The sequence below is a fragment of the Enhydrobacter sp. genome (genome assembly GCA_025808875.1).
Lineage (GTDB): Bacteria > Pseudomonadota > Alphaproteobacteria > Reyranellales > Reyranellaceae > Reyranella.
Genome location: CP075528.1, coordinates 3799844 through 3823992 on the forward strand (window position 1 = coordinate 3799844; position 24149 = coordinate 3823992).

At 61.6% G+C, this 24149-nt stretch carries 23 protein-coding genes; 7 read left to right on the forward strand and 16 right to left on the reverse strand.

Features of this window, described 5'->3' with window-relative positions; all coding sequences use genetic code 11:
- Positions 1 to 2: 2 nt before the first annotated feature.
- Both KIT25_18815 and KIT25_18820 read right to left on the reverse strand, forming a co-directional pair.
- Positions 3 to 860 (reverse strand): enoyl-CoA hydratase/isomerase family protein, encoded by an 858-nt coding sequence (locus KIT25_18815; GenBank protein UYN94082.1) that lies wholly within the window; start codon positions 858 to 860, stop codon positions 3 to 5.
- Positions 799 to 1572: an SDR family oxidoreductase gene (locus tag KIT25_18820; GenBank protein UYN94083.1), complete on the reverse strand. Its 774-nt coding sequence runs from the start codon at positions 1570 to 1572 to the stop codon at positions 799 to 801. The genes KIT25_18815 and KIT25_18820 overlap by 62 nt, the downstream gene beginning before the upstream one ends.
- Before the next feature lie 342 nt (positions 1573 to 1914).
- Here KIT25_18820 and KIT25_18825 point away from each other — a divergent pair, with 342 nt between their 5' ends.
- The 4 genes from KIT25_18825 (at position 1915) to KIT25_18840 (ending at position 5114) form a co-directional block, all read left to right on the forward strand.
- Positions 1915 to 2130, forward strand: a complete 216-nt coding sequence (locus KIT25_18825; protein ID UYN94084.1) for a ferredoxin — start codon at positions 1915 to 1917, stop codon at positions 2128 to 2130.
- Between the two features lie 16 nt (positions 2131 to 2146).
- Positions 2147 to 3376, forward strand: coding sequence for a cytochrome P450 (locus KIT25_18830; GenBank protein ID UYN94085.1), 1230 nt, complete (start codon positions 2147 to 2149; stop codon positions 3374 to 3376).
- A gap of 214 nt (positions 3377 to 3590) precedes the next feature.
- Positions 3591 to 4166, forward strand: a complete 576-nt coding sequence (locus KIT25_18835; GenBank protein ID UYN94086.1) for a carboxymuconolactone decarboxylase family protein — start codon at positions 3591 to 3593, stop codon at positions 4164 to 4166.
- Positions 4167 to 4262: 96 nt separating this feature from the next.
- On the forward strand, positions 4263 to 5114 hold the full coding sequence (locus tag KIT25_18840; protein UYN94087.1) for an alpha/beta hydrolase: 852 nt from the start codon (positions 4263 to 4265) through the stop codon (positions 5112 to 5114).
- Between the two features lie 46 nt (positions 5115 to 5160).
- On the opposite strand, the gene KIT25_18845 is transcribed toward KIT25_18840, so the two are convergent.
- Positions 5161 to 6246 (reverse strand): Zn-dependent alcohol dehydrogenase, encoded by a 1086-nt coding sequence (locus KIT25_18845; protein ID UYN94088.1) that lies wholly within the window; start codon positions 6244 to 6246, stop codon positions 5161 to 5163.
- A 361-nt stretch (positions 6247 to 6607) separates the two neighbouring features.
- Positions 6608 to 7765: an LLM class flavin-dependent oxidoreductase gene (locus tag KIT25_18850; GenBank protein ID UYN94089.1), complete on the reverse strand. Its 1158-nt coding sequence runs from the start codon at positions 7763 to 7765 to the stop codon at positions 6608 to 6610.
- Positions 7766 to 8151: 386 nt separating this feature from the next.
- On the opposite strand from KIT25_18850, the gene KIT25_18855 reads away from it, so the two are divergent.
- Positions 8152 to 8826, forward strand: coding sequence for a TetR family transcriptional regulator (locus KIT25_18855; GenBank protein UYN94090.1), 675 nt, complete (start codon positions 8152 to 8154; stop codon positions 8824 to 8826).
- A gap of 376 nt (positions 8827 to 9202) precedes the next feature.
- Here the strand turns inward: KIT25_18855 and KIT25_18860 are convergent, their stop codons facing one another.
- Genes KIT25_18860 through KIT25_18885 form a run of 6 tightly spaced genes read right to left on the reverse strand, consistent with a single transcriptional unit; the run spans position 9203 to position 16033 of the window.
- The gene (locus KIT25_18860) at positions 9203 to 9997 is read right to left on the reverse strand and encodes an ABC transporter ATP-binding protein (GenBank protein ID UYN94091.1); all 795 of its coding nucleotides are present in this window, start codon (positions 9995 to 9997) and stop codon (positions 9203 to 9205) included.
- Between the two features lie 56 nt (positions 9998 to 10053).
- On the reverse strand, positions 10054 to 11301 hold the full coding sequence (locus tag KIT25_18865; protein UYN94092.1) for an ABC transporter substrate-binding protein: 1248 nt from the start codon (positions 11299 to 11301) through the stop codon (positions 10054 to 10056).
- Positions 11302 to 11329: 28 nt separating this feature from the next.
- Positions 11330 to 12397 carry a branched-chain amino acid ABC transporter permease gene (locus tag KIT25_18870; GenBank protein ID UYN94093.1) on the reverse strand — a complete coding sequence of 356 codons (1068 nt, stop codon included), beginning with the start codon at positions 12395 to 12397 and terminating at the stop codon, positions 11330 to 11332.
- A 3-nt stretch (positions 12398 to 12400) separates the two neighbouring features.
- On the reverse strand, positions 12401 to 13297 hold the full coding sequence (locus KIT25_18875) for a branched-chain amino acid ABC transporter permease (GenBank protein UYN94094.1): 897 nt from the start codon (positions 13295 to 13297) through the stop codon (positions 12401 to 12403).
- 10 nt (positions 13298 to 13307) lie between these two features.
- Positions 13308 to 15248 (reverse strand): AMP-binding protein, encoded by a 1941-nt coding sequence (locus KIT25_18880; protein UYN94095.1) that lies wholly within the window; start codon positions 15246 to 15248, stop codon positions 13308 to 13310.
- Positions 15245 to 16033 carry an ABC transporter ATP-binding protein gene (locus KIT25_18885; GenBank protein ID UYN94096.1) on the reverse strand — a complete coding sequence of 263 codons (789 nt, stop codon included), beginning with the start codon at positions 16031 to 16033 and terminating at the stop codon, positions 15245 to 15247. Before KIT25_18885 ends, KIT25_18880 begins: the two co-directional genes overlap by 4 nt.
- Positions 16034 to 16330: 297 nt before the next feature.
- Here KIT25_18885 and KIT25_18890 point away from each other — a divergent pair, with 297 nt between their 5' ends.
- Positions 16331 to 17950, forward strand: coding sequence for an NAD(P)/FAD-dependent oxidoreductase (locus tag KIT25_18890; protein UYN94097.1), 1620 nt, complete (start codon positions 16331 to 16333; stop codon positions 17948 to 17950).
- A gap of 510 nt (positions 17951 to 18460) precedes the next feature.
- The gene (locus KIT25_18895; protein UYN94098.1) at positions 18461 to 19384 is read left to right on the forward strand and encodes a LysR family transcriptional regulator; all 924 of its coding nucleotides are present in this window, start codon (positions 18461 to 18463) and stop codon (positions 19382 to 19384) included.
- On the opposite strand, the gene KIT25_18900 is transcribed toward KIT25_18895, so the two are convergent.
- The 6 genes from KIT25_18900 to trbK-alt all read right to left on the reverse strand — a co-directional run bounded on the left by KIT25_18900 (position 19342) and on the right by trbK-alt (position 24148).
- On the reverse strand, positions 19342 to 19629 hold the full coding sequence (locus KIT25_18900; protein UYN94099.1) for a DUF2274 domain-containing protein: 288 nt from the start codon (positions 19627 to 19629) through the stop codon (positions 19342 to 19344). The two genes, KIT25_18895 and KIT25_18900, sit on opposite strands and share 43 nt — an antisense overlap.
- 12 nt (positions 19630 to 19641) lie before the next feature.
- Positions 19642 to 20820, reverse strand: a complete 1179-nt coding sequence (locus KIT25_18905) for a TrbI/VirB10 family protein (protein UYN94100.1) — start codon at positions 20818 to 20820, stop codon at positions 19642 to 19644.
- Positions 20817 to 21749 (reverse strand): P-type conjugative transfer protein TrbG, encoded by a 933-nt coding sequence (trbG, locus tag KIT25_18910; protein ID UYN94101.1) that lies wholly within the window; start codon positions 21747 to 21749, stop codon positions 20817 to 20819. The genes KIT25_18905 and trbG overlap by 4 nt, the downstream gene beginning before the upstream one ends.
- A 77-nt stretch (positions 21750 to 21826) precedes the next feature.
- Positions 21827 to 22510 carry a conjugal transfer protein TrbF gene (locus KIT25_18915; protein UYN94102.1) on the reverse strand — a complete coding sequence of 228 codons (684 nt, stop codon included), beginning with the start codon at positions 22508 to 22510 and terminating at the stop codon, positions 21827 to 21829.
- Positions 22510 to 23766: a P-type conjugative transfer protein TrbL gene (gene trbL, locus KIT25_18920; GenBank protein ID UYN94103.1), complete on the reverse strand. Its 1257-nt coding sequence runs from the start codon at positions 23764 to 23766 to the stop codon at positions 22510 to 22512. The genes KIT25_18915 and trbL overlap by 1 nt, the downstream gene beginning before the upstream one ends.
- Before the next feature lie 4 nt (positions 23767 to 23770).
- Entirely contained in the window at positions 23771 to 24148 is a 378-nt protein-coding gene (gene trbK-alt, locus KIT25_18925) for a putative entry exclusion protein TrbK-alt (GenBank protein UYN94104.1), read from the reverse strand.
- Between the last annotated feature and the right edge of the window lies 1 nt (position 24149).

Below are 24149 nucleotides of genomic sequence, written 5' to 3' on the forward strand. Positions count from 1 at the left end.
TCCTACTTGACGAAGTCCCGGAAGCGCGGCAGGCGCTTCTCGTTGAGGGCCTTGACCCCTTCCTGGGATTCGGCGGTTGCGTAGTAGAGCCGCAGGGCCTGCATCCCGAGCCCCCCGATACCGCGAATGCTGTCGCTGTCGGCATTGAAGGACTTCTTGGCGATGGCGATGGCCGTAGGACTGCGCTGCACCAGTTCGGCACACCAGGTCTCGACTTCGGCGTCGAGCTTGTCGTCGGGCACCACGGCGTTGACCAGCCCCATCTCCATCGCCTGGTGCGCCGAGTAGCGCCTGCACATGTACCAGATCTCTCGCGCCTTTTTCTCACCAACCACACGCGCGAGATAGGCGGTGCCGAATCCGGGGTCGACGGAGCCCATTTTCGGCCCAACCTGACCGAAAATCGCGCCCTCGCCGGCAATGGTGAGATCGCAGATCGTCGCCAGAACATTGCCACCGCCAATCGCGTATCCGCGCACTTTGGCAATGACCGGCTTGGGCACGTCGCGGATGACGCTGTGCAACTCCTCGACCGGCATGCCGACCGTACCGCGCGTCGACCCGTCGCCGTATTGGCCGCTGTGATCCGACTGGTCCCCACCGGTACAGAACGCCTTGTCGCCAGCGCCGGTGAGCACGATCGCACCAATATCGCTCGCCCAGCCCGCTTTGAGGAATGCGTCCAGCAACTCGACCACCGTGCGCGGGCGGAAAGCATTGTAGACCTTTGGCCGGTTGATCGTGATCGTGGCGACCTGATTGGCCTCGGCATAGAGGATGTCCGTATAGTCCATCGGCTTACCCGTGCATTGTGAGGCCGCCGGAGACGCTGATCGTCTGGCCGGTGATGAAGCTGGCATCGTCGCTCAACAGGAAGCATACGATGCCGGGGTAATCATCGGGCTTGCCCAAGCGGCGGAGGGGGATTGCCTTTTTGAGCGCCTCCGCAAGCCCTGCCGCGGATTCGCTGACAGTCGCGAACAAAGGTGTGTCCGTCGGTCCCGGACAGACTGCGTTGACCACGATTCCTTGACGCGCAACTTCTCGTGCAACCGTCTTGCCGAACGCAGCAATGCCGCCCTTGCAAGCCGAATAGACCGCTTCGCCCGATGAACCGACCCGACCCGCGTCGGAGGCTATGCTGACAATATGGCCCTTGCCGTGCTCGACCATCTTCTTCAGCACGACATGCGTGACATTGAGCGGGCCCCAGAGATTGATGTCGATCACCTTTTGCCAGAGGGCCCGGTCCGTCTCCACGAAGCGAACCGCCTTGTCCCAACCTGCGTTGTTCACCAGTCCGCTGATCGGTCCGGCAGCTGCTTCAAACGCATCAACCGCCCGTGCCACCGCGTCATAATCGACAATGTCGACCTTGTACCCGAATGCACGGCCGCCGTTCTCTCGAAGCGAGTTCGCTGTGGCCTCCGCCGCTTGGCCGTTGATGTCGAAGATGCCAACCACGGCTCCTTCCACGGCCAGGCGTTCAGCGATCGCGCGGCCAATACCACTGCCACCGCCGGTCACAATGACGGGTTTGTCCTTCAGTCCGCGCATCTTGGTCACAGCCATCCCAAAAGACATACGCTGGGCGATTGGGATCGCTAGCCCACACGCATGCTTTTCAAATATACATTAGAAACCTAGGTAGATGTTATCGATGTGTCAAGCAAGTCCATCGCCCGTGCGAATGCCTGGCGGCACGCTTCTGTCGGCGGGCATCGATGATGCTTGGCCTACAGCCTTGGGACAAGGAAGCCGTTTGCGCCAATTGACGAGATGCGTCAGAACTTCTAACGTTCATTAGAGAATATCGCCCACCGGCAAGCGTCGAAGCGGTCAATTGGGTCAGAACCGTGACGCAAGCAGACTCCTCAATGGTTTATTGGGCGCTGTGCAGGGAGGATTCTGGAGATGCCCGAGCAAAAGGTCCTTCAAGTCGTCGTCGATCCAGCGCTATGCCAGGGACACAACAGGTGCAAGGCGATAGCACCGAAATTGTTCGAACTGGATGAGTTCGGGCATGCACACGCGGTCGGCGACGGCACAGTGCCTGCCGGCCTTGAGGACAAGGCCCGGCTTGCAGAAGCCAATTGCCCCGAATTCGCAATCAAGGTGGTGCAAGCTTAGCATAAAGGAGGTCACGATGACGGATCGTCCGCCTGTCCTGGATTGGACCACCGATTTTGATCATCTCGACCCACGCTGGGTCACTGAGCCCCACCAGATCTGGGACGAGTTGCGCCGGCAATGCCCGATCGCCCACACCGAAAGATATCGTGGCGTCTACTTCCCCAGTCGTTACGCCGATATCCGGGCAATCGCATACGATACGAAACACTTTTCTTCGCGCCGTGTTGTAGTTCGCGAGATGCCACCGCGCGCATCATCTGATTCTGAGAAGGAGAAGTCCTCTGCAGCAGCGTCGACGCTGGCGTCGCCGCCGATTACCTCTGATCCACCGCATCACCGGCCGTCGCGCATGCTGTTGCTGCCTGCGTTCACGCCTGACGCCATAAGCCGCCTGGAACCCAAGACACGAAAAATCTGCCGCGAGCTGATCGATCGCTTCGCATCGGACAATGGCTGCGACGCGGCAGCGGACTACGCGCAGCATGTTCCCGTCGCCGTCATAGCACACATGCTCGGACTGCCAGAGGAAGATGGCGAGACGTTTCGGCGTTGGATCCAACTGCTTCTCCACGATGGCATTGCCGAAGATGTGTCCTTCCGCAAAGCGCTCGATGAGATGGACGACTACTTCAGGCAACATATCGCCCAGCGACGCTCGGCAGGCGGCGAGGATCTCATTACGTTCCTGCTCAAGGCCCGAATGGCTGATCAGCCCCTGTCCGATGAGCACATACTCGGCACGCTTCGCCTTCTGCTGATTGCGGGTATCGACACGACCTGGAGCGCTATCGGCTCATGCCTATGGCATCTGGCCCAGCACCGGGATGACCGTCGCCGGCTCCTCAGCGAGCCGGCACTCATGCCGACTGCCATAGAGGAGTTTCTGCGAGCCTACGCCCCGGTGACGATGGCCCGCCAGGTCGCCAAGGAAACCACGGTTGGCGGCTGCCCGTTCAAGGAACGCGAAATGGTATTGCTGTCTTTTCCGGCGGCCAACCGCGATCCAGAGGTCTTTCCGCAAGCTGATCGTGTGGTGATTGATCGGACTGAGAACCGCCATGCGGCCTTCGGGCTGGGCATTCATCGTTGTATCGGCTCGAATCTGGCCCGCATGGAGATCACCGTTGCACTCGAGGAATGGCTCGCCCGAATTCCTGACTTCGAGCTCACTGATCCGGCCTCGGTGATCTGGTCGCACGGCCCGGTCCGCGGTCCTCGAAAGCTTCCATTGGTCTTTAAATGACCTTGGGAGCTTCGCCCGCTTCTTGATGCTCGTTGATACTTGCGGTTTGTGCGACGCTGCTCGTTCCCGACCGGACCGGCTCTGCGCAGCTGCCCTTCGTCGGGCACCCTAACAGCGGCGAGACCAAGGTGGCTGCGCCATCACATGGATGAATGGCGCGTGATGGAAATTGGCTGTAGCGGTGGCGGTTGGTCACGCAGGAAGGGAAGATTGAATGGTCGCACGGGTGGAGATGTTGTCAGTCGACCAAGCGAAGGTCGTTGCCCGAGAGTGCGGTATTCGGGAGTCGATGGCTGGCCTCAGCGTTTACCGAACGCTGTTGCGTCACCCGCAACTGGCGGCTGCGGTCAATCACTTGCTGACCACGCTTCTGTTCACCGGCAACAAGCTGGACGTCCGTCTTCGCGAGCTGCTGATCATGCGTATCGGGTGGATTACGGGCGCCAAGTACGAATGGACCCAGCACTGGCATTTCGCGGCACGCGTCGGGCTGCCCCCGGAGGACGTCCTCGCAGTCCGCGATTGGCGCTCCTCGACGCGGCTTGGCGCGGCCGACCGCGCGGTGCTGGCCGCAGTCGACGATACACTGGGGCATGGCAAAATCTCCGACTCCGTGTGGGCCGAGTGCGTGCGGCACGTCGGCAGTTCCGAGCAGTTGCTTGAGATGGTCATCGCGATCGGAAACTGGAACATGTTCGCACAACTTCTTCGAAGCCTCGAGATCCCTTTGGAAGAAGGCGTCAAGAGCTGGCCGCCCGATGGCAAAATCCCTGAGGGAGGCGATGCCTGAGACATGCATGCGTATTGGCCAACCAATGCGTTGACATGTTCCGGGCCGTAGCACGTGGCTCGGCCTGATCGGGTTAGGTATATGCAGGAGACGTCAATGGAAGAGTTGAGTTTAGTAGGCGTTGATGGAAATCGGCTCGCCGCCAGTGTCGTCGGGGGAGACGGCCAGCCGGCGATCTTGCTTGCCCACGGTGGGGGCCAGACCCGACACGCGTGGGACAGAACCATGAGAAAGCTTTGCGCTCACGGCTATCGTGCTATCGCGCTCGACCTGCGTGGGCATGGTGACAGCGACTGGTCGGAAGATGGACGCTATGAACTAGACGCATTCGCCGACGACTTGATTGCGGTTGCTCGGCATTTGCGTCGGCCGCCCGCGGTAGTCGGCGCCTCTCTCGGCGGACTCGCCGCTCTTGTTGCCGAGGGAGAGAAAGCGCCGGGAACATTCTCCAGTCTGACGTTGGTTGACGTCACGCCAAGAATGGAGATGGCAGGGATAAATCGCATCGTGGGCTTCATGACCGCCCATGTCCAGAAGGGTTTCCGATCAATCGACGAAGCAGCAGACGTCATTGCTGACTACTTGCCTCATCGCCAGCGGCGCCGAAACCTGAATGGTCTCACCAAGAACCTGCGGCTCGGACCAGACGGTCGCTACCGATGGCATTGGGATCCACGTTTCATCACCAATGTGCAGCCACCAGAGCACGAACGGCGCTTCGAGCGACTGGAAAATGCCGCTCGGCGCGTTGGCTGTCCGATCCACCTAGTTCGAGGAGGAATGAGCGACCTGGTCAGCGAAGAGGTCACCAAGGCATTTCTGGAGCTTGTTCCAGGCGCAAGGTATTCGAATGTCGCGGATGCAGGGCATATGGTGGTCGGCGATCAGAACGATCGTTTCTCGGAAGCGGTCCTCGCGTTCCTGGAAACCCTCCACTCGACCAAGTAAGAGACAAACTCCCGTTCACACTGTGGCCGCCTCGGCGCAGGCGGCGTTAGAATTGGATGACTGTCCGCGCGGTTTCGCCAGTCTTGAGCTGCGCGAATGCTTCGTTGATGCTGGCAAGCTGGGTGCGCCCCGAAATGAGCTTGTCGAGCTTCAGATCGCCCCGCAGATAGAAGTCAACCAACCGCGGCATATCGATTCGGAACTTGTTGGATCCCATCGCGGAGCCCTGGATGCGCTTCTCGCCAAGAAGCTCCGCCCCAGACACCTCAAATCGGGTGCCCAGTGGCATCATGCCGATGATCGTGGCCGTGCCCCCGCGCCGCAACATGCGGAACGCCTGCTCAACCGTCGTCTTCGAGCCGACACACTCGAACGAGTATTCGACCCCGCCGGCGGTCATCTCGCGAACCGCCTTGATCGGATCGGTCGCGCTCGCGTCCAACACATCCGTCGCGCCAAACTCCTTCGCCAACTCGAGTTTGGAGGCGACCTTGTCGATCACGATGATGCGACCGGCGCCAGCGATCGCGGCGCCGTTCACGGCCGACAGGCCAATGCCACCCAGCCCGATCACCGCAACCGTTGATCCTGGCTCGACCTTTGCGGTTCGGAACACTGCCCCCGCGCCCGTCATGACGGCACATCCAATCACCGCTGCCCGGTCCAGCGGCATGTCGGGGCGGATCTTCACGATCGAACGCTCATGCACTAGCATGTATTCAGCGAACGACGAAAGATTGCTCGTATGCGGTAACGGCGTCCCATTCAGCATAATGCGCTGTGGGCCATTCGGATCGCGGCGCGTGCTTGGGCTCAAGCAAAGCGATAGCCTGCCAGTCATACAGTACTCGCACTCGCCACAGAACGTAGAGATGCACGTGATCACATGATCACCTGGTCTCACGTAGGTCACCTCGTCGCCGACCGCCTCCACCACACCGGCCGATTCGTGGCCCAGAACGCACGGGCACGGACGCGTGTAGAGGCCCTCTATGTAGTGCAGGTCACTATGGCAGACCCCCGCAAAGGCCGTGCGAATCAGCACCTCGCCGCCGGCCGGCTTGTCGAGAAGTATCTCTTCGATCCTCAACGGTTCGTTGATGGCGTACATGATGGCGGCTTGGGCTTTCATTTCGTTCCTCCCCGACGCTTATCCCGGCGCGATTGAGTTCTGCCCGATAGGCAGTGTTGTAGCAAACGCGGCTGAACTCTTCGATCCTGCGGATATTCGTCCTTGGCATCGGTCTCCTGGGCGCGCACGGCGATTTGCTCGCGCGCCACGCGTCGCCCGAGTTCTGCGCCTGGCGTTGTTCGTCCGTTAGGCAATCGATCATGCGAGCGACGTCACGATTGTCGGCCGCCCCGGGAATCTGGCCGACCGGACGTACCCGGCGCTCTGCCGTGGACTGACCGTCGCAAGAGCGCCACGAAGACAAAATGCCACCAGAAAGCGTCTGGCCATCGCGTTACCTCGTGCGCTTCGTTCTGGCGCGCTACTCTGCAGCAAGCTTTGCTTTCCCGAACGCCGGCATGACATCGCGCGCGAACCAGCGCAGCTGCTCCTTGAACTCGGCTGGCGACAATCCTTCAGCCCAGTGGATCATGAAATCCTCGAGCCCCGGATACTTGGCTTCGATTGATCTGATTCCGTCGATGACCTCGGCGGGCGTGCCACAGAACCATGCCTTCTGCTTCACACCCTCGCGGATCGACGGGATCGTCGACGGCGCACCAGGAGTGCCCCAGGTACGGCCCTGGTCATCGGCGTAGCGCACGAACCCGAACGGCGCGAACCACTTGTAGCGCTCGTCATGGGCCGGCTCAACGCGCCGGATCGCCTCCTCCTGGCTGCCGGCAAGGTATAAGCCCGCGCCCCAGATCATGTCCTCGCCGAGCTGCTTGGGGCGGCCGTGGCGAGCGCACGCGGCGTGATACTCGCGCGCGACATCGTCGAGTATCTTCTCGCCGTTCAAAGTCACCATGGCCTTGAGGCCGTACCGGGCCATCATGTCGATGGTCCTGCCGCTGGCGATCGGCATCCAGATCTCGACCGGCAGGTGCTTGGGCCGCGGCACTATCGTGATCTCCTTCAGCCGGTAGCCGCGGTAGTCGACGGGCGGCGGACACTCGAAGTACTTGCCCTTGAAGTGGAAGGCCTCCTCGTTGAAACACTTCAGCAGGAGCTGGAGCTGCTCCTCGAAGTATTCGCGGTTGGCTTCGGCATCGAGCAGCGGCGCCCCGAACGTCTCAACCTCACGGCTGTGGTAGCCGCGGCCGACGCCCATGATCACGCGGCCGTCCGTCACAATGTCGGCCATGGCATAATCTTCGGCCAATCGAATGGGGTGCCACATCGGCAGAACGTTGAAGGCGCAGCCGAATTTCAGGCGCCGGGTTTGCGTGGCAAGCCACAGGCCGAGCTGTATCAGGTTGGGCAGGCACTCGTAGCCCTCACGCTGGAAGTGGTGCTCCGCCGCCCATAGCGCGTAGTAACCGAGATCGTCCATGGTGCGCGCCACGTCGCGGGCGGTCTCGAAGACTTCGCTCAGGCGCTGGTTCGAGTAGCGTCGGTCGTTGGCGGGCGTGCCCTCGAGACCGATGTTGTCCAGCTCGATCTGTCCGACATAAAGGACATGGAAGCGTTTGATCATGTAGGTCGGTCCCAACTTGAAAGACGGTTAGTACCTTCAGGATCGATCGTTACGTGTTCTCGGAGTGGTCAACTCGCCGATCCTCCTCCGCCATCGTCGCATAACCAAGGTAGTGGCTTCGAGAAGCTACCATCCGGAGACACACGGAAGTCGAAATCCTGCATGTGAGCCATTTTCGAATGACCATTAGATACGCTAGGCACGCCGTGCCAAGGAGTCAAGGGACTGGCCGGTCGTAACCAATCCCGACAACGGATCATCCTGTTATTTGGGCCGCATATCGGTATTATGTTACGTTAAAGGGGCGCTTCGCGGACCGAGTCCGGCGGCAAGGCCCGCGTGTTGTTGTTTGAGCCATTCCGCGCTGGCTCCAAAAGGGGGTTTGGGTGAGTCAACAGGAAGTGTCGACGCGGTCCCGTCGTACGTCCCATCCGAAATCGGCTATCACAAGGCAACGCATTCTCGATGCGGCGGCACGCGCATTCAGTCTCAAAGGATATGCCGCAACGACCATTAGCGACATCGCGATGACTGCAGAGATGCAGGGTGGGAGCATCTACTATCACTTCGAGTCGAAGGACGATATCCTGCAGGAGGTGCTCGATGTAGGCATTACCCGAGTGTTCTCGGCGGTCCGTCTCGCCGTCGGGTCCTTGCCGGCTTCATCCGCATTCAGTGAAAAGCTCGAAGCCGCTGTGACAGCCCATCTTACGATGCTTTTGCAGCAGAGCGACTATACGTCGGCCAATATACGAGTGTTCGAGCAGGCGCCGGCCGCTGTCAAACGACAGAATCGAAAGCTTCGCGCCGCATATGGTGAGTATTGGGGCCGGCTGCTTGCCGAGGGACAGCGCGCCGGAGCGATTCGAAAGGATGTCGACTTGATGGTTTTGCGCTTGTTGCTGCTCGGTGCAATGAACTGGGCGGCTACGTGGTATCGTCCAGGTCATTTGGCTATTTCCGAGCTGGCTCGGAATGTATGCGATATCGTGCTGAATGGCGCAGGCTTGGACAGCGACCATTTCGAGCGTTCTTCCAAAGGGCGGCGTGCTCGTTCTTGAGTGATCAGGGGCGAGCGCGAGCTGATCGAAGACCATCAGATTTTCGCGCTCGATCATGTCGGGAAACTGAGACTCCCTTCACCAAGAACGAAATCGCAAGATCCGGCCACTGCGGCGTCAAATCCTGCGATTCCAAATCCGCCTCCAGCGCAGCCTTCGCCCCACTTCAACACCTTGCGAGTTCTTCACCGACGGCTCAGTACGACAAACGAGGTCGGTTTGCTCCAGATGCCCTATCAGATCCGTCATCCCGGGGCGCTGGCGATAGTACACGAGAGACGGCGTCGCTGTGCATTACAAGCTAATTCCGATCATTTTGGCCCCCGCAAAGCTGGCCCCATTTCGGTGCGGCTGCCGGTTCTTGCGCTATCGAAGATCATGAGAGCCATCGTTTGCGTCGCTTGTAGTGCTTCGTGTCGTGGTAGGATTTGCGTGCCCCGCCTTCATTGAGGCCAAGATAGAACTCCTTGATGTCGGAGTTGTTGCGCAGCTTCTCGGCCGGGCCTTCCAGCACGATACGGCCGTTCTCCATGACGTATCCATGATCGGCCACCGCTAGCGCCATGGTGGCGTTCTGCTCGACCAGCAGCACCGACAAGTTCTCTTGCTTCACCAACCGGCCGACGATGCCGAAGATCTCTTCCACCAGCATGGGAGCGAGGCCTAGCGAAGGCTCGTCGAGCAGCACCACCTTCGGCCGGCTCATCAGTGCCCGGCCGATCGCCAGCATCTGCTGCTCGCCGCCACTGAGGTAGCCTGACAGCTGGTGCCGCCGCTCGCGGAGCCGCGGGAAATACGAATAGACCAGCTCGATGCCCTGCTTCACCGCGCCGAGGTCCCTCTGGACGTGGCCGCCGGCGATCAGGTTCTCCTCCGTGGTCAGATGCTCGAACACCCGTCTTCCCTCGAAGACCTGGGCGAGGCCCAGCCGCATCACGTCGTGGGCGCGCAGCCCGTCGATGCGTTGCTCACCAAGCTGGATCGTGCCCTTGGTGACCTCGCCGCGCTCGCTGCGCAACACGCCCGAGATGGCCTTAAGCGTGGTCGTCTTGCCGGCGCCGTTGGCGCCCAGCAATGTCGTAATCGCACCTTCGCCGACATCGATCGACACGCCCTTCAGGACGAGTATGACGCGGTCGTAGACGACCTCGATGTTGTTGATTGCGAGCATGAACCAATCTGTGTGAGGGGCGAGTGGCGGGCGATTGCCGCCCGCCCTTTTCGCGTTCAGGACTTCGAGGCTTCCGCCGCGAGGTGCTTGAGGATGACCGGCCGGTAGCCCTGGAACCAGTCCTTGCTCTTGACGAGCTTGCCGCCTTTGACGGTCCAGATCTGCACCCAGCCGCCGCCCTCGTGGTCGGCCGGGGTGAGCTCCATCGGTGGTACGAGGCCACCCAGGGTAAAGCCCTTGATCGACTCCATGCCTTTCTTGACCTCTTCCGAAGTCGGCGCCGCACCGCCCTTGGCCTTGATGGCGTTACGCACTGCCTCGACGTGCAACGCCGCGATGAAGACGCCGCGGTTGTAGTAGACGGTCGAGTCCATCTCCTTGGGCGGGCTCTTGCCCTGCGCCTTGTACATCGCTTCGATGTCCTTGATCACCGGGAAGTCCTTGCCAACACCGGCGAACTGAATGCCATTATAACCTTCAGCCGTGGCCATTCCGCCCGCCGCGATGATATCAGCCTCGGCGCTGCCCCACACGAAGGCAACCACCTTGCTCAGCGGATAGCCCTTGCCCTTCAGCTCCTTGATGGAGACCGACGGCGAGCGGCCGAACAAGTGGGTGATGATGAAGTCCGGCTTGTAGCGGCCGGTGATGTCGAGAATCTGCGCGCCCATCTCCAGGCCCGGCGCCGGCACCGCGAAGGTGCGCATCTCGAAACCCTCGGACTTGGCGAGGTCCTCGAGGATAGGCAGTGGTTCCTTGCCCGCCGGGTTGTCGTAGAATAGATAGGCGATCTTCTTGCCCTTGAGATCGCCCAGCTTCTCCTTGGCAAAAGCCACCGCTGCACCCGCCTGCGACCAGTAGGTTGCGGCGATTGGGAAGGCATACGGAAAGCGCTTGCCGTCAGCCGCCGCAGCCGCCCCGAAGCCGGGCGACGTGCCGAGTATCTTGTCCTCTTCGAGCCTCTTAGTGAGCGCCATAACCACAGGGGTAGCGTAGAGACCCTCGATGATCGCCCCATCCTTCTTGAACCGTTCGTGCGCCTCGATGCCGGGCGGCACCTTGTACTCGTTGTCGATCTCGATGACCCTGATCTTGTGGCCCTCGACGCCGCCCTTGCTGTTCACCAGGGCGATGTAGTCGTGATAGCCGGGGCACAGCGCCGTTCCCACGGTCGCAGTCGCGCCGGTCCTGTCGCATTGCAGGCCGAATACGAGTTCCTTCTGAGCGAAGGCTTGGCCTCCGCTAAAAACGAGGGTTGCGGTGATCGCCGCGATCCCGAGCCAGCTTTTAACGAACCTTGTCATGAGTTGCTCCCTTCGCAGCTATGCCCCTCTAATAGGAGAAGGGCCATACCCGGAAATAGCTCCGGACATTCCTCCACAGTCGATTGAGCCCCTCGGGCTCGACGATCAAAAAGAAGATGATCAACGCGCCGAACACCCCCAGCCGCAGCCCCGAGATCACGTTGGCCATCTCGACTGCGGTGAAGAACAGCGATCCGACGTTCTCCATGAAAATGCGGATCACAATGGGCAGCAGAGTGACGAAAATGGCGCCGAGGATCGAGCCCAGAACCGAGCCCAGTCCACCAATGATGATCATGGCGAGATAGTCGATAGACACGATGAGCTGAAACTGCTCGTAGTTGGCGATGCCGAAATAGTATGTGTAGAGCACGCCGCAGACGCCGGCATAGAAGGACGAAATCGCGAAGGCCAAGAGCTTGTAGCGGTAGATATTGATACCGATGATCTCGGCCGCGATATCCTGGTCGCGCACCGCCACGAAGGCGCGGCCGATGCGGCTGCGCACCAAGTTCAGCGTCGCCACGATCGCGATCACGGCGAAGAACAGCAGGAAGAAGTAGAGGCTGCCCTGGGTGTTGAAGCTGAAGCCGAACAGCGTGGGCCGGCCGACCTCGATCGACGCCTGCGCGCCGCCCGAGATGGCCGGCACGCGGTTGATGGTCCATTCGATGATGAGCTGGCCGGCCAGCGTGGCGATCGCGAGATAAAGCCCCTTGATGCGCAGGCTCGGCATGCCGACCACCACGCCGATCAGCGCCGCCATCAGGCCGCCCGCCGGCAGCGTCAGCCAGAACGGCAGGTCGAGCTTCACTGCGAGGTTGGCCGCGGTATAGGCGCCGACCGACATGAAGGCGCCGTGGCCGATCGAGATCTGGCCGGTGTAGCCCACCAGGATGTTGAGTCCGAGCGCGCCCACGATGGCGATGAAGATCAGGTTCAGGATCGACAGGTAGTATTCGTGGACGACCATCGGGACGATCAGCACGAAGATCACCGCCAGTGCGATCATCGTCCATCTGGCGATGGGCAGCGGGTAGAGCGCCATGTCGGCGGCGTAGGTCGTCTTGAAGACTCCGGCTTCGCGATGGAACATGGGCTACACGCGCTCGATCTGGCGACGGCCGAAGATGCCGTAGGGTCTGACCATCAGGACCAGGATCATCAGTACGTACGGCGCGAAGTCCTTGGTGCCGCCGCCCACGTATGGATCGAGGTAGCCGGCCGCCAGGCTCTCGACGATGCCGATGATCAGCCCGCCGACGAGAGCGCCGCCGATCGAATCGAGGCCGCCCAGGATCACCACGGGGAAGACCTTCAGCCCGACCAGAGCGAGCTGAACGTCGACGCCCAGCATGCTGCCCCAGATGATGCCACCCAGCGCCGAGACGATGCCCGCCATCGCCCAGGCGAGCGCAAAGTAGCGCTCGACGTCGATGCCCATCGCCTGGGCGACCTGCTGGTTGTCGGCGACAGCACGCATGGCGACGCCCATGCGGCTCTTCTTGAAGAACCAGCTGAAAGCGAGGAAGAACAGCAGCGCGACAGCGGCGCCCACAACCTGGATCGGCGGCAGGCTCGCCGGACCAAGGACGATCGGGTCATCGCCGACAGGCAGGGACACCGCGCGGGTTTCGCTGCCGAAGATCAGCGGCCCCAGGCCGCGCAGCACGGCTGCCAGGCCGATGGTCGCCATGATCACTGCGACGACCGGCCGCCCGAGCAAGGGTCGCAGCACGATGCGCTCAAGGCCAAAGCCGAAGCCGATCATCACAGCGACGACGATGGCGATCGCCACGATCAGCGGCATGGTCTCGATCGACAGCGACACCGCCACGATCAGGCCCGCCAGCATGACGAACTCGCCCTGAGCGAAGTTGATGGCGTCGGTTGCCTTGTAGACCAGCACGAAGCCTAGGGCGATCAGCGAATACATTAGGCCGATCGAAGCGCCGTTTAGCGTCAGCGCCAGGAAAAACTCGAGATCTTCCGACATCGCTTCGACCTCACGCTGCCCGGCGCACCGGCTCGGCCGGCGCCAGATCATGAATGACGATGTCGGAGGTGAGCGTCGACTTGCGCCCGTCCTCGAAGGTGATCTCCATCGTGACCTGCACCTGCTTGGCGTCGTTGTAGAATGCAGCGATGACCTCGGCGTACTTCTCGGCGACGAACTTGCGGCGCACCTTGCGGGTGCGCGTCATCTCCGCATCGTCGGCCTCCAGCTCCTTGTTGAGCAGCAGGAAGCGCTTGACCTGCTGCACGTCGGGCAACGTTGCATTGGCCTTGGCGATCTCGCCGCCGATCAGCCCGGCTACCTCGGGCTTGCGGCTCAGATCCATGAAGCTCGTGTAGGGCAGTCCCCTCTTCTCCGCCCAGGTGCCGGCCGTCTGCATGTCGATGGCAATCATGGCGACGACGAACGGCCGCTCATGGCCGAACGCGACGGCTTCGCGGATGAACGGGCTGAACTTCAGCTTGTTCTCGATGAACTGCGGGGCGAACGCGGTGCCGTCAGCGAGCTTGCCCACGTCCTTGGCACGGTCGATGATGACCAAGTGGCCCTGCTTGTCGAAGAAGCCGGCATCGCCCGTCTTCAACCAGCCGTCCGGCGTCACGGTGTCCCGCGTCACGTCTTCCTGCTTGAAGTAGCCGGTGAAGACGTTCGCCCCCTTGAGCATGACCTCGCCGCGATCGTCGATCTTGACTTCGATACGCGGGATGGGACGGCCGACGGTGTTGGGGTTGGCCTCGGCGTCGGGCTGGCAAGAGATGAGTGCCGAAGCCTCGGTGGCACCATAGACCTGCTTGAGGTTGATGCCGAAGGAGCGGAAGAACCGGTAGGTATCCGGCCCTAATGGGGCACCGCCAGTGTAGCACCAGCGCGCGTTGCGCAGTCCGAGCTGGTCGCGCACCGGCCCATAGACCAAGATTTCGCCTAGAAAGAGTTCCACGCGATCCGCTGACGACAGCCCACGGCCATCGCTGCGCTTCAGCTCGCAGCGTTCGGCAAGGCCGCGGAAGTACTCGAACACGCGGCGCTTCAACGGCGAAGCATCAGCCGCCTTCACTCGGATCACTGTCAGCATGTTCTCCCAGATACGGGGCGGTGCCAGCATGATGTCGGGCCCGAGCTCTCGCAGGTCGCGCTGCACGGTCTCCGGGCTTTCCGGGCAATTTGCAGTCAGACGCGCCACCATCGCCATGCCGAGCGAAAAGGACGCGTCGCCGACCCAGGCCATCGGCAGATAGGAGAGCCAGTTGTCGCCGACCTTGACGTCGTTGACCTCGGCGAAAGCCTCGGCCGTAGTGATCATGTTGCGGTGGCTGAGCATAGCGCCCTTGGGGGCGCCCGTCGTTCCCGAAGTGTAGGCGATTATTGCCGTGTCGTCGGGGCGACCCTTGGTGAGTTCGGTCTCGAAGTACTGCGGGTGCGCTTTGGCGAATGCACGGCCGGCCTCTAGGACGCGTTCGTACGACTGCAGGATCGGATCGTCATACGACCACAGGCCACGAGGATCGTCGAAGATGATCCAGCACAGCTTGGGCAGCTTGTCCTTGAGCGACAGAGCCTTGTCCACCTGTTCCTGGTCCTCGGCCACGATGATCGAGGTCTCGGCATGGTTCAGCACGTAGACGAGCTCGGCGGCAATGGAGTCTTGGTAGACAGGCACCGAGACCCCGCCCAGCGCCTGCGCGGCAAGCTGCGCGAAATAGAGCTGTGGGCGGTTGTCACCCACCACCGAGAGCTTGTCACCACGTTTGAAATCCAACGAGGCGAGGCCGAGGGCAAAGTCTCGCACCTGGTCAAGATAGTCGCTCCAGCTGTAGGTCTGCCAGATGCCGCGGGTCTTCTCGCGCATGCCGGCGCCGCGCGGGTCGATCGCCGCATTGCGCACCACAAGCTTTGGCAGCGTGTCGGTCTGCGGGGATTCGACGAGGGTCATGCGCCGCTTTCGGACCGCGCCGTACCGAGATAGGCTTCGATCACCTTGGGATCGCGTTGCACCTCTTCCGGCGTGCCGGCGGAGATGCGCCGCCCGCGATCGAGCACCACGACCCGGTCGGAAATGTCCATGACCACACCCATGTCGTGTTCGATCAGCACGACCGTGACGCCACGCTCCTGGTTCACATCTAGGATATAGCGCGCCATGTCTTCCTTCTCGTCCTGGTTCATGCCTCCCATCGGCTCGTCGAGCAGCAGGACCTTCGGCTCGACGGCGAGGGCGCGTCCGAGCTCGACGCGCTTGCGCAGGCCGTAGGCCAGCGCCGCCGTCGGCAGCTTGCGCAGATCCTGCAGCTTCAGGAACTCGATGATCTCCTCGCACGCCTCGCGGTGGGCGATGTCCTCCTTCTGCGCCATACCCCAGTAGATGACGCTCGACAGCACGCCCGCCTTCATGCGCACGTGGCGCCCCAGCATCAGGTTGTCGAGGACCGTCAGACCACTGAACAAGGCGATGTTCTGGAAGGTGCGCGCCACGCCAAGCTCGGCGATCTCACTCGGCTTGCGATGCGTGATGTTCTTGCCCTCGAGCACGATTCGGCCGGCATCAGGCTTGTAGAAGCCCGAGATCATGTTCAGGAGCGAAGTCTTCCCCGCTCCGTTCGGACCGATGATCGAGAGGATACCGCCACGCGGTACGTCGAGCGATACGTCCTGAACGGCGGTGACGCCACCGAACTTCTTGGACAAAGCGACAACGTTAAGGATCGGAGCGTCATCCATCTCGTTGTCCGTCCCTGTTCTCGGACGCACGTAGAGACCTCTTACGCCATGCCAATTTTGAGCCGCACTTTTTGAACCGCACTTTCCATCCCGCAAATTTTCTAATAGTCATTTGTTTTTTGCGACGGTATTGTTATGGGCAGACGCCGTCAAGAGGGATGCAGAACAATTGTGATTTGGGTGGGTTCGGCGATTGCATCCAGCAGGAGCATGTGAAGGACTGTTTCAACGCTCATGTGGCTGCTTGGCTATGCCGCAACGTACATAGTTTGGAGCGGTTCCTGAGGGAGGAATATGATGGTCACGAGCACCGCGATTGAACGTTGGGAAGTCGCCGTCGTCGGCGCCGGCCTGTCGGGCATGTACCAGCTTCTCAAGCTGCGCCAGCTCGGCTTCAAGGCGCGTGTCTACGAGGCCGGCGGCGATCTCGGCGGCACCTGGTACTGGAACCGCTATCCCGGCTGCCGTTTCGACTCGGAGAGCTGGAGCTACGGCTTCTCCTTCTCGCCCGAAGTGCTGAAGGAGTGGAACTGGGCCGAGCACTTCTCCAGCCAGCCCGAGAATCTGCGCTACTGCCAGTTCCTCGCCGACAAGTTCGACCTGCGCCGCGACATCACTTTCAATGCCCGCGTGAAGTCGGCATCGTGGGACGACGCGGCGGGCGAATGGGAGGTGGTGTTCGAGGACGGCAAGCGCGCACGCTCGCGCTTCCTGATTACGGCGATCGGCCCCTTGTCGGCGCCGACCATGCCCAACATCCCGGGCGCCGACGATTTCAAGGGCGAGTGCTATCACACCGGCCTGTGGCCGCAGCATGAAGTGACCTTCGCCGGCAAGCGCGTGGCGGTGATCGGCACCGGTGCGTCGGGCGTTCAGGCCATCACCGAGATCGCCAAGACGGTCGGCCATCTCACGGTGTTCCAGCGCACGCCCAACTGGTGCACGCCGCTGCGCAACTCGAGGATCTCGCCCGAGGAGATGGACAAGATCCGTGCGCGCTATGACGACATCTTCCGGCGCTGCCGCGAGACCTGGGGCTGCTTCATCCACACCGCCGACCAGCGCAACGCCATGGATCTCACACCCGAGGAGCGCGAGGCGGTGTTCGAGGAGCTCTACAGCCAGCCCGGCTTCTCCTTCTGGCAGGGCAATTTCCGGGACGCGCTGATCGACAAGGCGGCCAACGACGAGATGACCAGGTTCGTGGTCAAGAAGATCCGCGCCCGCGTGAAGGACCAGAAGATCGCCGACAAGCTGATCCCGACCAACCACGGCTACGGCACGCGCCGCGTGCCGCTCGAGAGCGGCTATTACGAAGTCTACAACCAACCCAACGTGAAGTTGGTCGATCTGCGCGAGACGCCGATCGAGCGCATCACCGCCAAGGGCATCAAGACGTCGGATGCCGAGCGCGAGTTCGACATGATCATCTTCGCCACCGGCTTCGACGCCATCACCGGCGCCTTCGATCGCATCGATATCCAGGGCAAGGGCGGCCAGAAGCTCAGGGACAAGTGGGCCGACGGCCCGCACACCTATCTCGGGCTCAACATCGCGGGCTTCCCCAATTTCCTGACGCTGGTCGGCCCGCACAACGCCGCCACCTTCTGCAACATCCCGCGCTGCATCGAGCAGAACGTCGATTTCGTCGGCGAGATGCTGGTCTATATGCGCGACAAAGGCCTCAAGAGGCTCGAGGCGACGCGCGAAGCCGAGGACGAGTGGACGGCGCACGTCTACGACACCGGCAACAAGCTGCTGGCGATGAAGGTCGATTCATGGATCACCGGCGTCAACAAGAACGTCGCCGGCCGCCAGAAGCGCACCTTCATGGCCTACGCCGGCGGCGCGCCCAAATACCGCCAGAAGTGCGAGGAGGTCGTGGCGCGCGGGTATGAAGGGTTCGCATTGCGCTAAACCAAATCCGTCCGGAAGAACAACTCCCGATAGGCATTGCACATAACTGACAGGGGCGGGGCGCATCCTGGATTTGCACGGACGCAGCGGTGCTCGATCACCGAACTGGTCATATCGGCACTTAGGGTCTGTGACGAGATAAATGCTTCGATGCGGTAGTCCTCGATTCCGGCGCTCTTGGTCTGGCACCGCGCCTACCGATTCGTTTGTTTCGTCACGAGCCCTTAGCGCAGATTAGAGGAGAAGCCGACGATGCTGTCGAGCGTGGTGCAGCCTGAGGTCGGTTGTGATGATCTCCAGCTTGCGCCGGACTGTTTGCACGACCACAGCGGTGGACTGAGAATAACTTGACCATCGATGAAGAAGTGCAGCGTGACGTAACGAGCGCTGTATGAACGCTGATGCATCACATCTTTAGGCAATTTATCGAGGGCCTGGCGAACAGCACGAGTGAACAGGCTCTTCGCGTTGTCATGGAGACAGCAGCGTTTGCCTTAGAGGGCATAAACGATGGACGTCGGTTTGCGCCACCTAAAGTTCGTCGTCGCGGCGTCCAGATATGGAAGTCTGCGGCGTGCCGCTGAAGCTTTGCACCTTCGGCAGTCCACAATGAGCCGGGGCATCCGTGAGCTCGAAGAACATCTGGGCGTTGTTCTCTTTGTCCGATCAAGCGGCGGCGTGCGTCCAACCTTGGCTGGGACTGAGTTGCTGGAGACGGCCGAGCGCCTCCTTGGCGATTTCGACGCACTCGTCTCGAGAGCGGGAGCGCTCGGTCGTGGAGCAGCGGGTCGCCTCGACCTGGGCCTGCCCACTTCGCATGCCGTCACAAGGCTGCGTCCTGTGTTGCTTGACTATGCGCGCGAATGTCCCGGCGTCGATATACGGCTTGCCGTGAGGCCGAAGCCCGGCTTGCTCATGGACTTGAAGGCTGATGCCCTAGATCTGGCGGTTATCACTGGGCGCGCAAACAGCGAAGGGATTGAGTCTGTGTCCCTCTGGTCGGAGCGAATCCTCCTGGCCGTTCCGGAGTCACACGCTCTTGCCGCGCGTTGCTATGCCAACTGGACCGACCTGGGCGATGATGTCGTCCTCATAAGCCGCCGAGGGCTTGGACCTGAACTGAAGGAGCTTCTCGCGACCAAGCTCGGCACGATCGGCAAGCAAGCGACGATCAAGGAACACGCTATTGGTGCTGAGGCTCTCTTGAGTCTGGTTGCGGTCGGACTCGGTATCACCTTGCACTGTGAAGGGACGACCCGTATGCCTGATCCTGGTTTCATAACCCTCGAGGTGCATGACGGAACAGGGCCGACCTGGATCATCTACTCGGCCTGCTGGAAGAAGGACTACACCAACCCCGCCCTTGCTACTTTCCTAGCGTTGCTTCGCACTCACCGTTCAATGGTCTCGCGGGGTCTCGTTCCTGATACATGACGATCGTCAGAGGGGCCGAGTTCGGGTGATCTATGGTTTCGTCGCCATTTGGCAAAGGCCCGATCTGTCGCCATGAATCTCTGCACCATGGGTCCGACGAGTTGAGCAGGTTCAATGGTTTGACCACTCTCTTTGCTCATAGCTTGGGCATAGGAAACGAGGTCGCGGTGGACCGCAGCTGGTAACACGATGGATAGTTTGACGGGCGTATCATCAGCGATAGCTCCGATTTTCAAGCGCGCCATGGTCCTCCTTCCTCAACTTCGATAGGGCTCCAATACCAGGTCGCGATTGACAAGCACGCGAACCGGGAAGCCTGGTCGAATTGTCAGTGTTGGCTGGACATTGAGATTGCGCCGGACGATCTGCTCACCAGCCTGGTTCGCCGTGTCCCCCGCGCCTCTGCGCAGCGCGCGAGCAATGTCGCTCTCGTTCTGGTCGGACCCTAATTCGCTACCGACGGCGAGAATGGTGGAGAGCAATGCCGCCTTGAACAAGGCCCCCCAGTGATGGTCGACTCCATCCTCGAGGCCCGCTTGGCCCGCCGCATCCGCGCCAGGTTGACGTTCGAGCACGATGGAATAGCCGTTCGGCAGGATCAGGCGTGTCCAAACCAAGAGGATTCGTGACTGACCGAACGAAACTTGGCTGTCGTAGACACCCAGCAACCGCGCACCTTGTGGGATAAGCAGCGACCGGCCGGTCGGCGTGTCATAGACGTTTTCGGTCACTTGTGCAGTGATCTGGCCCGGCAGATCGGACTGCATGCCCGTGATCAGCGCGGCCGGGATGACGGTACCTGCCTGTACGACATAGGGGGACGCTGGGCGCGCAAGTCGATCCGGGGCCGTGGTGCGACGGTCAACGGGCGCATTGACGAACGCAAGCTTGCTATCCTGTCCATTTTGAATCGAAGCCTCATCTGAAGCTGACGGTGCTATCCCTGTCGCTTGCATAGAGGCCTGTTGAGGTCCAAGCGTCTGGGGCTTGCTGTTGCTTGACGCGAACAGGCGGCTGACACGGGCTGCTTCAGTCTCTTGTGCTCGACGCTGCTGATCAGGATCGACGGCATTTGGGCCGGGCTGAGCTTGGGCAGAAACAATCGGCCGGCCGAGATCGCCAGGCAGAGGCGGTCCGAGTGGCGGTGCGTTACGCGGAACTCCTGCGTAGTCACGAGGCAGCCCCGCAAGGCCCTCAGCAACGGTATGTCGCTCAGTCGTGTAAAGTTCCTGGGACGTCGGACTGCGTAGGCGGTTGGTCTGAAGAGCCCACAACAAGGCTCCGCAAACAACGATCAGGACAAGTGACGTCCCCCCAATTAGGACGCTTCGGGAGAGACGCGTGACGCGCGGCCCTTCCCCGCGGAGCCGCAAGGCGCGCGTCGCGGCCGAGGTCGCAGAAGTCACGCCGGGAGTGCTGCCCGACTGGTCGGTCATGGCGAAGGCCTTCCATCACTCCGGACAATCCGTACCTTTTTCTGCCGCTCGTCGCCCAGCCGAAGCTCAGCAGCAGCAAACAACCGATCGACGATGAGCACATTCCCATAGGTGCGGTAGTTGACCAGCTCAGGCTTGCCCTCCGGGCCAATGACGAAGAGCGGTGGCATCTCGCCTTGGACGATGCCCGGCAAGAACTCGATGTAGACCTTGCGACCGTCATCGTAAGCGCTGATCGGCCGCCACGGGGGCTTGTCACCCTCAATGGCGTATCGATAGCGCCGTTGCGCAATCTCAGGAACAACGGGCGACGGTGGAGTAGTTCGGGCGCGAGCGCTTCGGCTCTCGGGGTAGAACCAGGCCACCGACGGCATGTAAGGCCTATCGTGCGAACGAAGCTCGATCAGGTAGGTGCGTCGATCGGTATTGATCACGAGATTGGTCTCGATGGCGGGACGCGTCGGCTTGACCAGAACGTGGACACGACGCGTATCGGCGTTGCCGCTTTCGGTGTCACCGATGATCCATCGCACGGTGTCGCCCGCAGCGACGGGCCCCGGCCCCGTGAGCTGCTCGCCCGGCTCGAGGGCGATGTCGGTGATCTGACCCGGAGCGACGTAGACCTGGTACAGGGCACCTGGGCTGAAGGGAAAGACCTGCACGGCGTTGAAGTACCCGTCGCGGCGCGGCTCGACACGCGCGGCAGCATTAGCAGCTTCGACCCGGGCCATCGCGTCGGTTGCCTCGACCGTACCGGCCTTGCCGCCACGTGTGGGTGTCCAGGCCGGCGGGACATGCAGCGGTCGAGGGCGATCGTCGACGGACGACTGAGAAGCGGGCAGCGGAGGGACGTTACTGTCATAGCTGATCTGAGGTGGCTTGGTCGCGCTGCAACCCGCAGTCGCCAGGATCGCCACTACGACGGCCATGCGCCGGCATGAACTGTCGAGAGCGGATCTGGTTCGTCCAACAGTGTAGGCGATTGCGTCAGCACCCCTGGCTTGCCTCATTGCCCGAGCTCCTTCGACCAGCTGATGGCGTTCACGTAGACTCCAAGTGGATTCTTGCGCAGTCGATCTGCGTCGCGTGGTGTCTCGATCACAACAGTGAGGATCGCCGTCCACCGTTCCGTAGTGGCAAGCTGGCCGTTCTCGTAGCGCCGTTCGGTCCAAGCTACGCGAAAGCTCTCGGGGGAAGCCCGGATGACACTCGAGACCTCGACGGAGATCTGTAATTTGCCGAGCTTGGCGAAGGGATCGTTTGCGCGTGCATAGTCATTGAGCGCCGAGGCGCCACGATCGGTCGTGAACTCGTAGGCGCGCAGCCAGCTCTGGCGCAGGACGATGGCGTCCGTCGGTAGGCCGCGCACGTCTTCGATGAAGCGGGCGAGGTGGAATGCGATCTGCGGATCAGTGGGTTGATAGAAGGCATTGGCGGGAGCGACGGTCTGTGCCTGTCCAAGCCGATCCACCTGGACGACCCATGGCGTGATGGTGCCGCGGGTGGCCTGCCACAGGAGGCCACCCGCGAGGCCAGCTGACAGCACAAGGCAGCCGAAGGCCATCAGCCGCCAGTTCTTTGCTTGAACCCTTGCAGAGCCGATGCGCTCGTCCCAGACCTGAGCTGCCTTCTGATAGGGAGTTTCAGGCCGGGGGGTGTGGCCGTAGCGCACAGAGGGACGCTTGAACATCAACGACCTTCTTCCGAGAGATCGACGGATGACCCGCCGCCGCCGTGATCGCCGGAGCGAATGGCGTGGGTAGCGGCAGAAGTGCCCTGGCTGACGGTCTGGGAGCGTCTCATGCGGCGCGCCCAGGCGGGCGGCGCGTCATTCAGCACCGGCTCGCCGCTCCCTTCAGCCACTCCGGCGGCTCCCCGCCCGCCTGCTTCGAAACTGTTCTTGAGGCCAGTCCTCGCACGGCGTAGCGGACTGGCGGCCGTGGACATTCCTGCCTGGACCACGCCAGAGAGCCCACCTGAGCGATAGGCCGCTGCGGCTCCTCCACCCAATGCGGCCGCCCCTCGTGCAGCACCCGCGGCGGCACCGCCTGCCAGGCTGGCGCCGCCGGCCGCCAGAGCTGCTCCAGCGACGGCCACGCCACCGGCAGCCAGGCCCGTGCCCACGGCCGAGCCAGCGCCGAGTTGGGGACCGCCGGAGACGATGCCATTGGCAATGCCGGGGCCAAAGATGCCGAGCCCAAGCAGGGCCAAAGACGCCAGTACCAGAGCCATAGCGTCGTCGATGGACGGCTGTATGCCCGCAGTCCCAGACGTGAACTGGGAGAACAGCGTCGAGCCGATGCCGACGATGACGGCGAGCACCAGCACCTTCACACCAGACGAAACCACGTTTCCCAAGACCCGCTCGGCCGCGAACGCCGTTTTGCTGAACAGGCCGAAAGGAATGAGGACAAAGCCCGCAAGCGTGGTCAGCTTGAACTCAATCAAGGTCACGAAGAGCTGAATCGCCAGGATGAAGAATGCGAGCAGCACCATCGCCCAGGCAAAGAGCAGGACCACGATCTGGATGAAGTTCTCGAAGAAGCTGATGTAGCCCATGAGACCGGAGATCGAATCGAGAAGAGGCCTACCGGCGTCGAGACCGACTTGGGCGACGCGCCCGGGTCGCAGGAAGTCCGCGGCAGACAGGCCGGTGCCTGACGCCTTCAATCCCAGGCCGGCGAAGCTTTCGAAAACGATCCGGGCGAGGTTGTTCCAGTTCCCTATGAGGTACGCGAACACGCCCACGAACAGGGTTTTCTTGACCAATCGAGCAACGACGTCTTCGTCAGTGCCCCACGCCCAGAACAGGCCGGCCAGTACAAGATCGATGGCGGCCAACGTGGTCGCCAGAAAACCGACTTCGCTACCGAGAAGGCCAAAGCCACTGTCGATATAGCTTGTGAACACTTCCAGAAAGCGATCGATGACGCCGGTCCCGCCCATGGGCCTACTCCTTCTGACTTGGCGAACCGGTCGGGTGGTTGGATTCCGCCCTAGTGTCGCCTGACGGCTGTTGCGAGGGGGTGGTCGGAGTATCGGCGGTCGAGGCCTTGCCTACTTGCTCGTCGAGCCCAAAGAAGCGCCGGCGTTTGTCCGCCCAGACACGCCGGCATGCCTCGTCGAGGGGACGTTGCTCAGGTGTGACGGTTCGGCAACGTGCCCATTCGTGACCATCAGGCCTTGCCTGCCCCGTTGCGATGAAGGACCACTCGCTCGCGATCGCTACGTCGCGCAAGGCGCCGACGCTCAGAACGACAGTTGCCAGCAACAAGGCTATGGCGCTGAGCTGGATAATCAGCCGCACAGGATCATGCTGCTCGCGCATG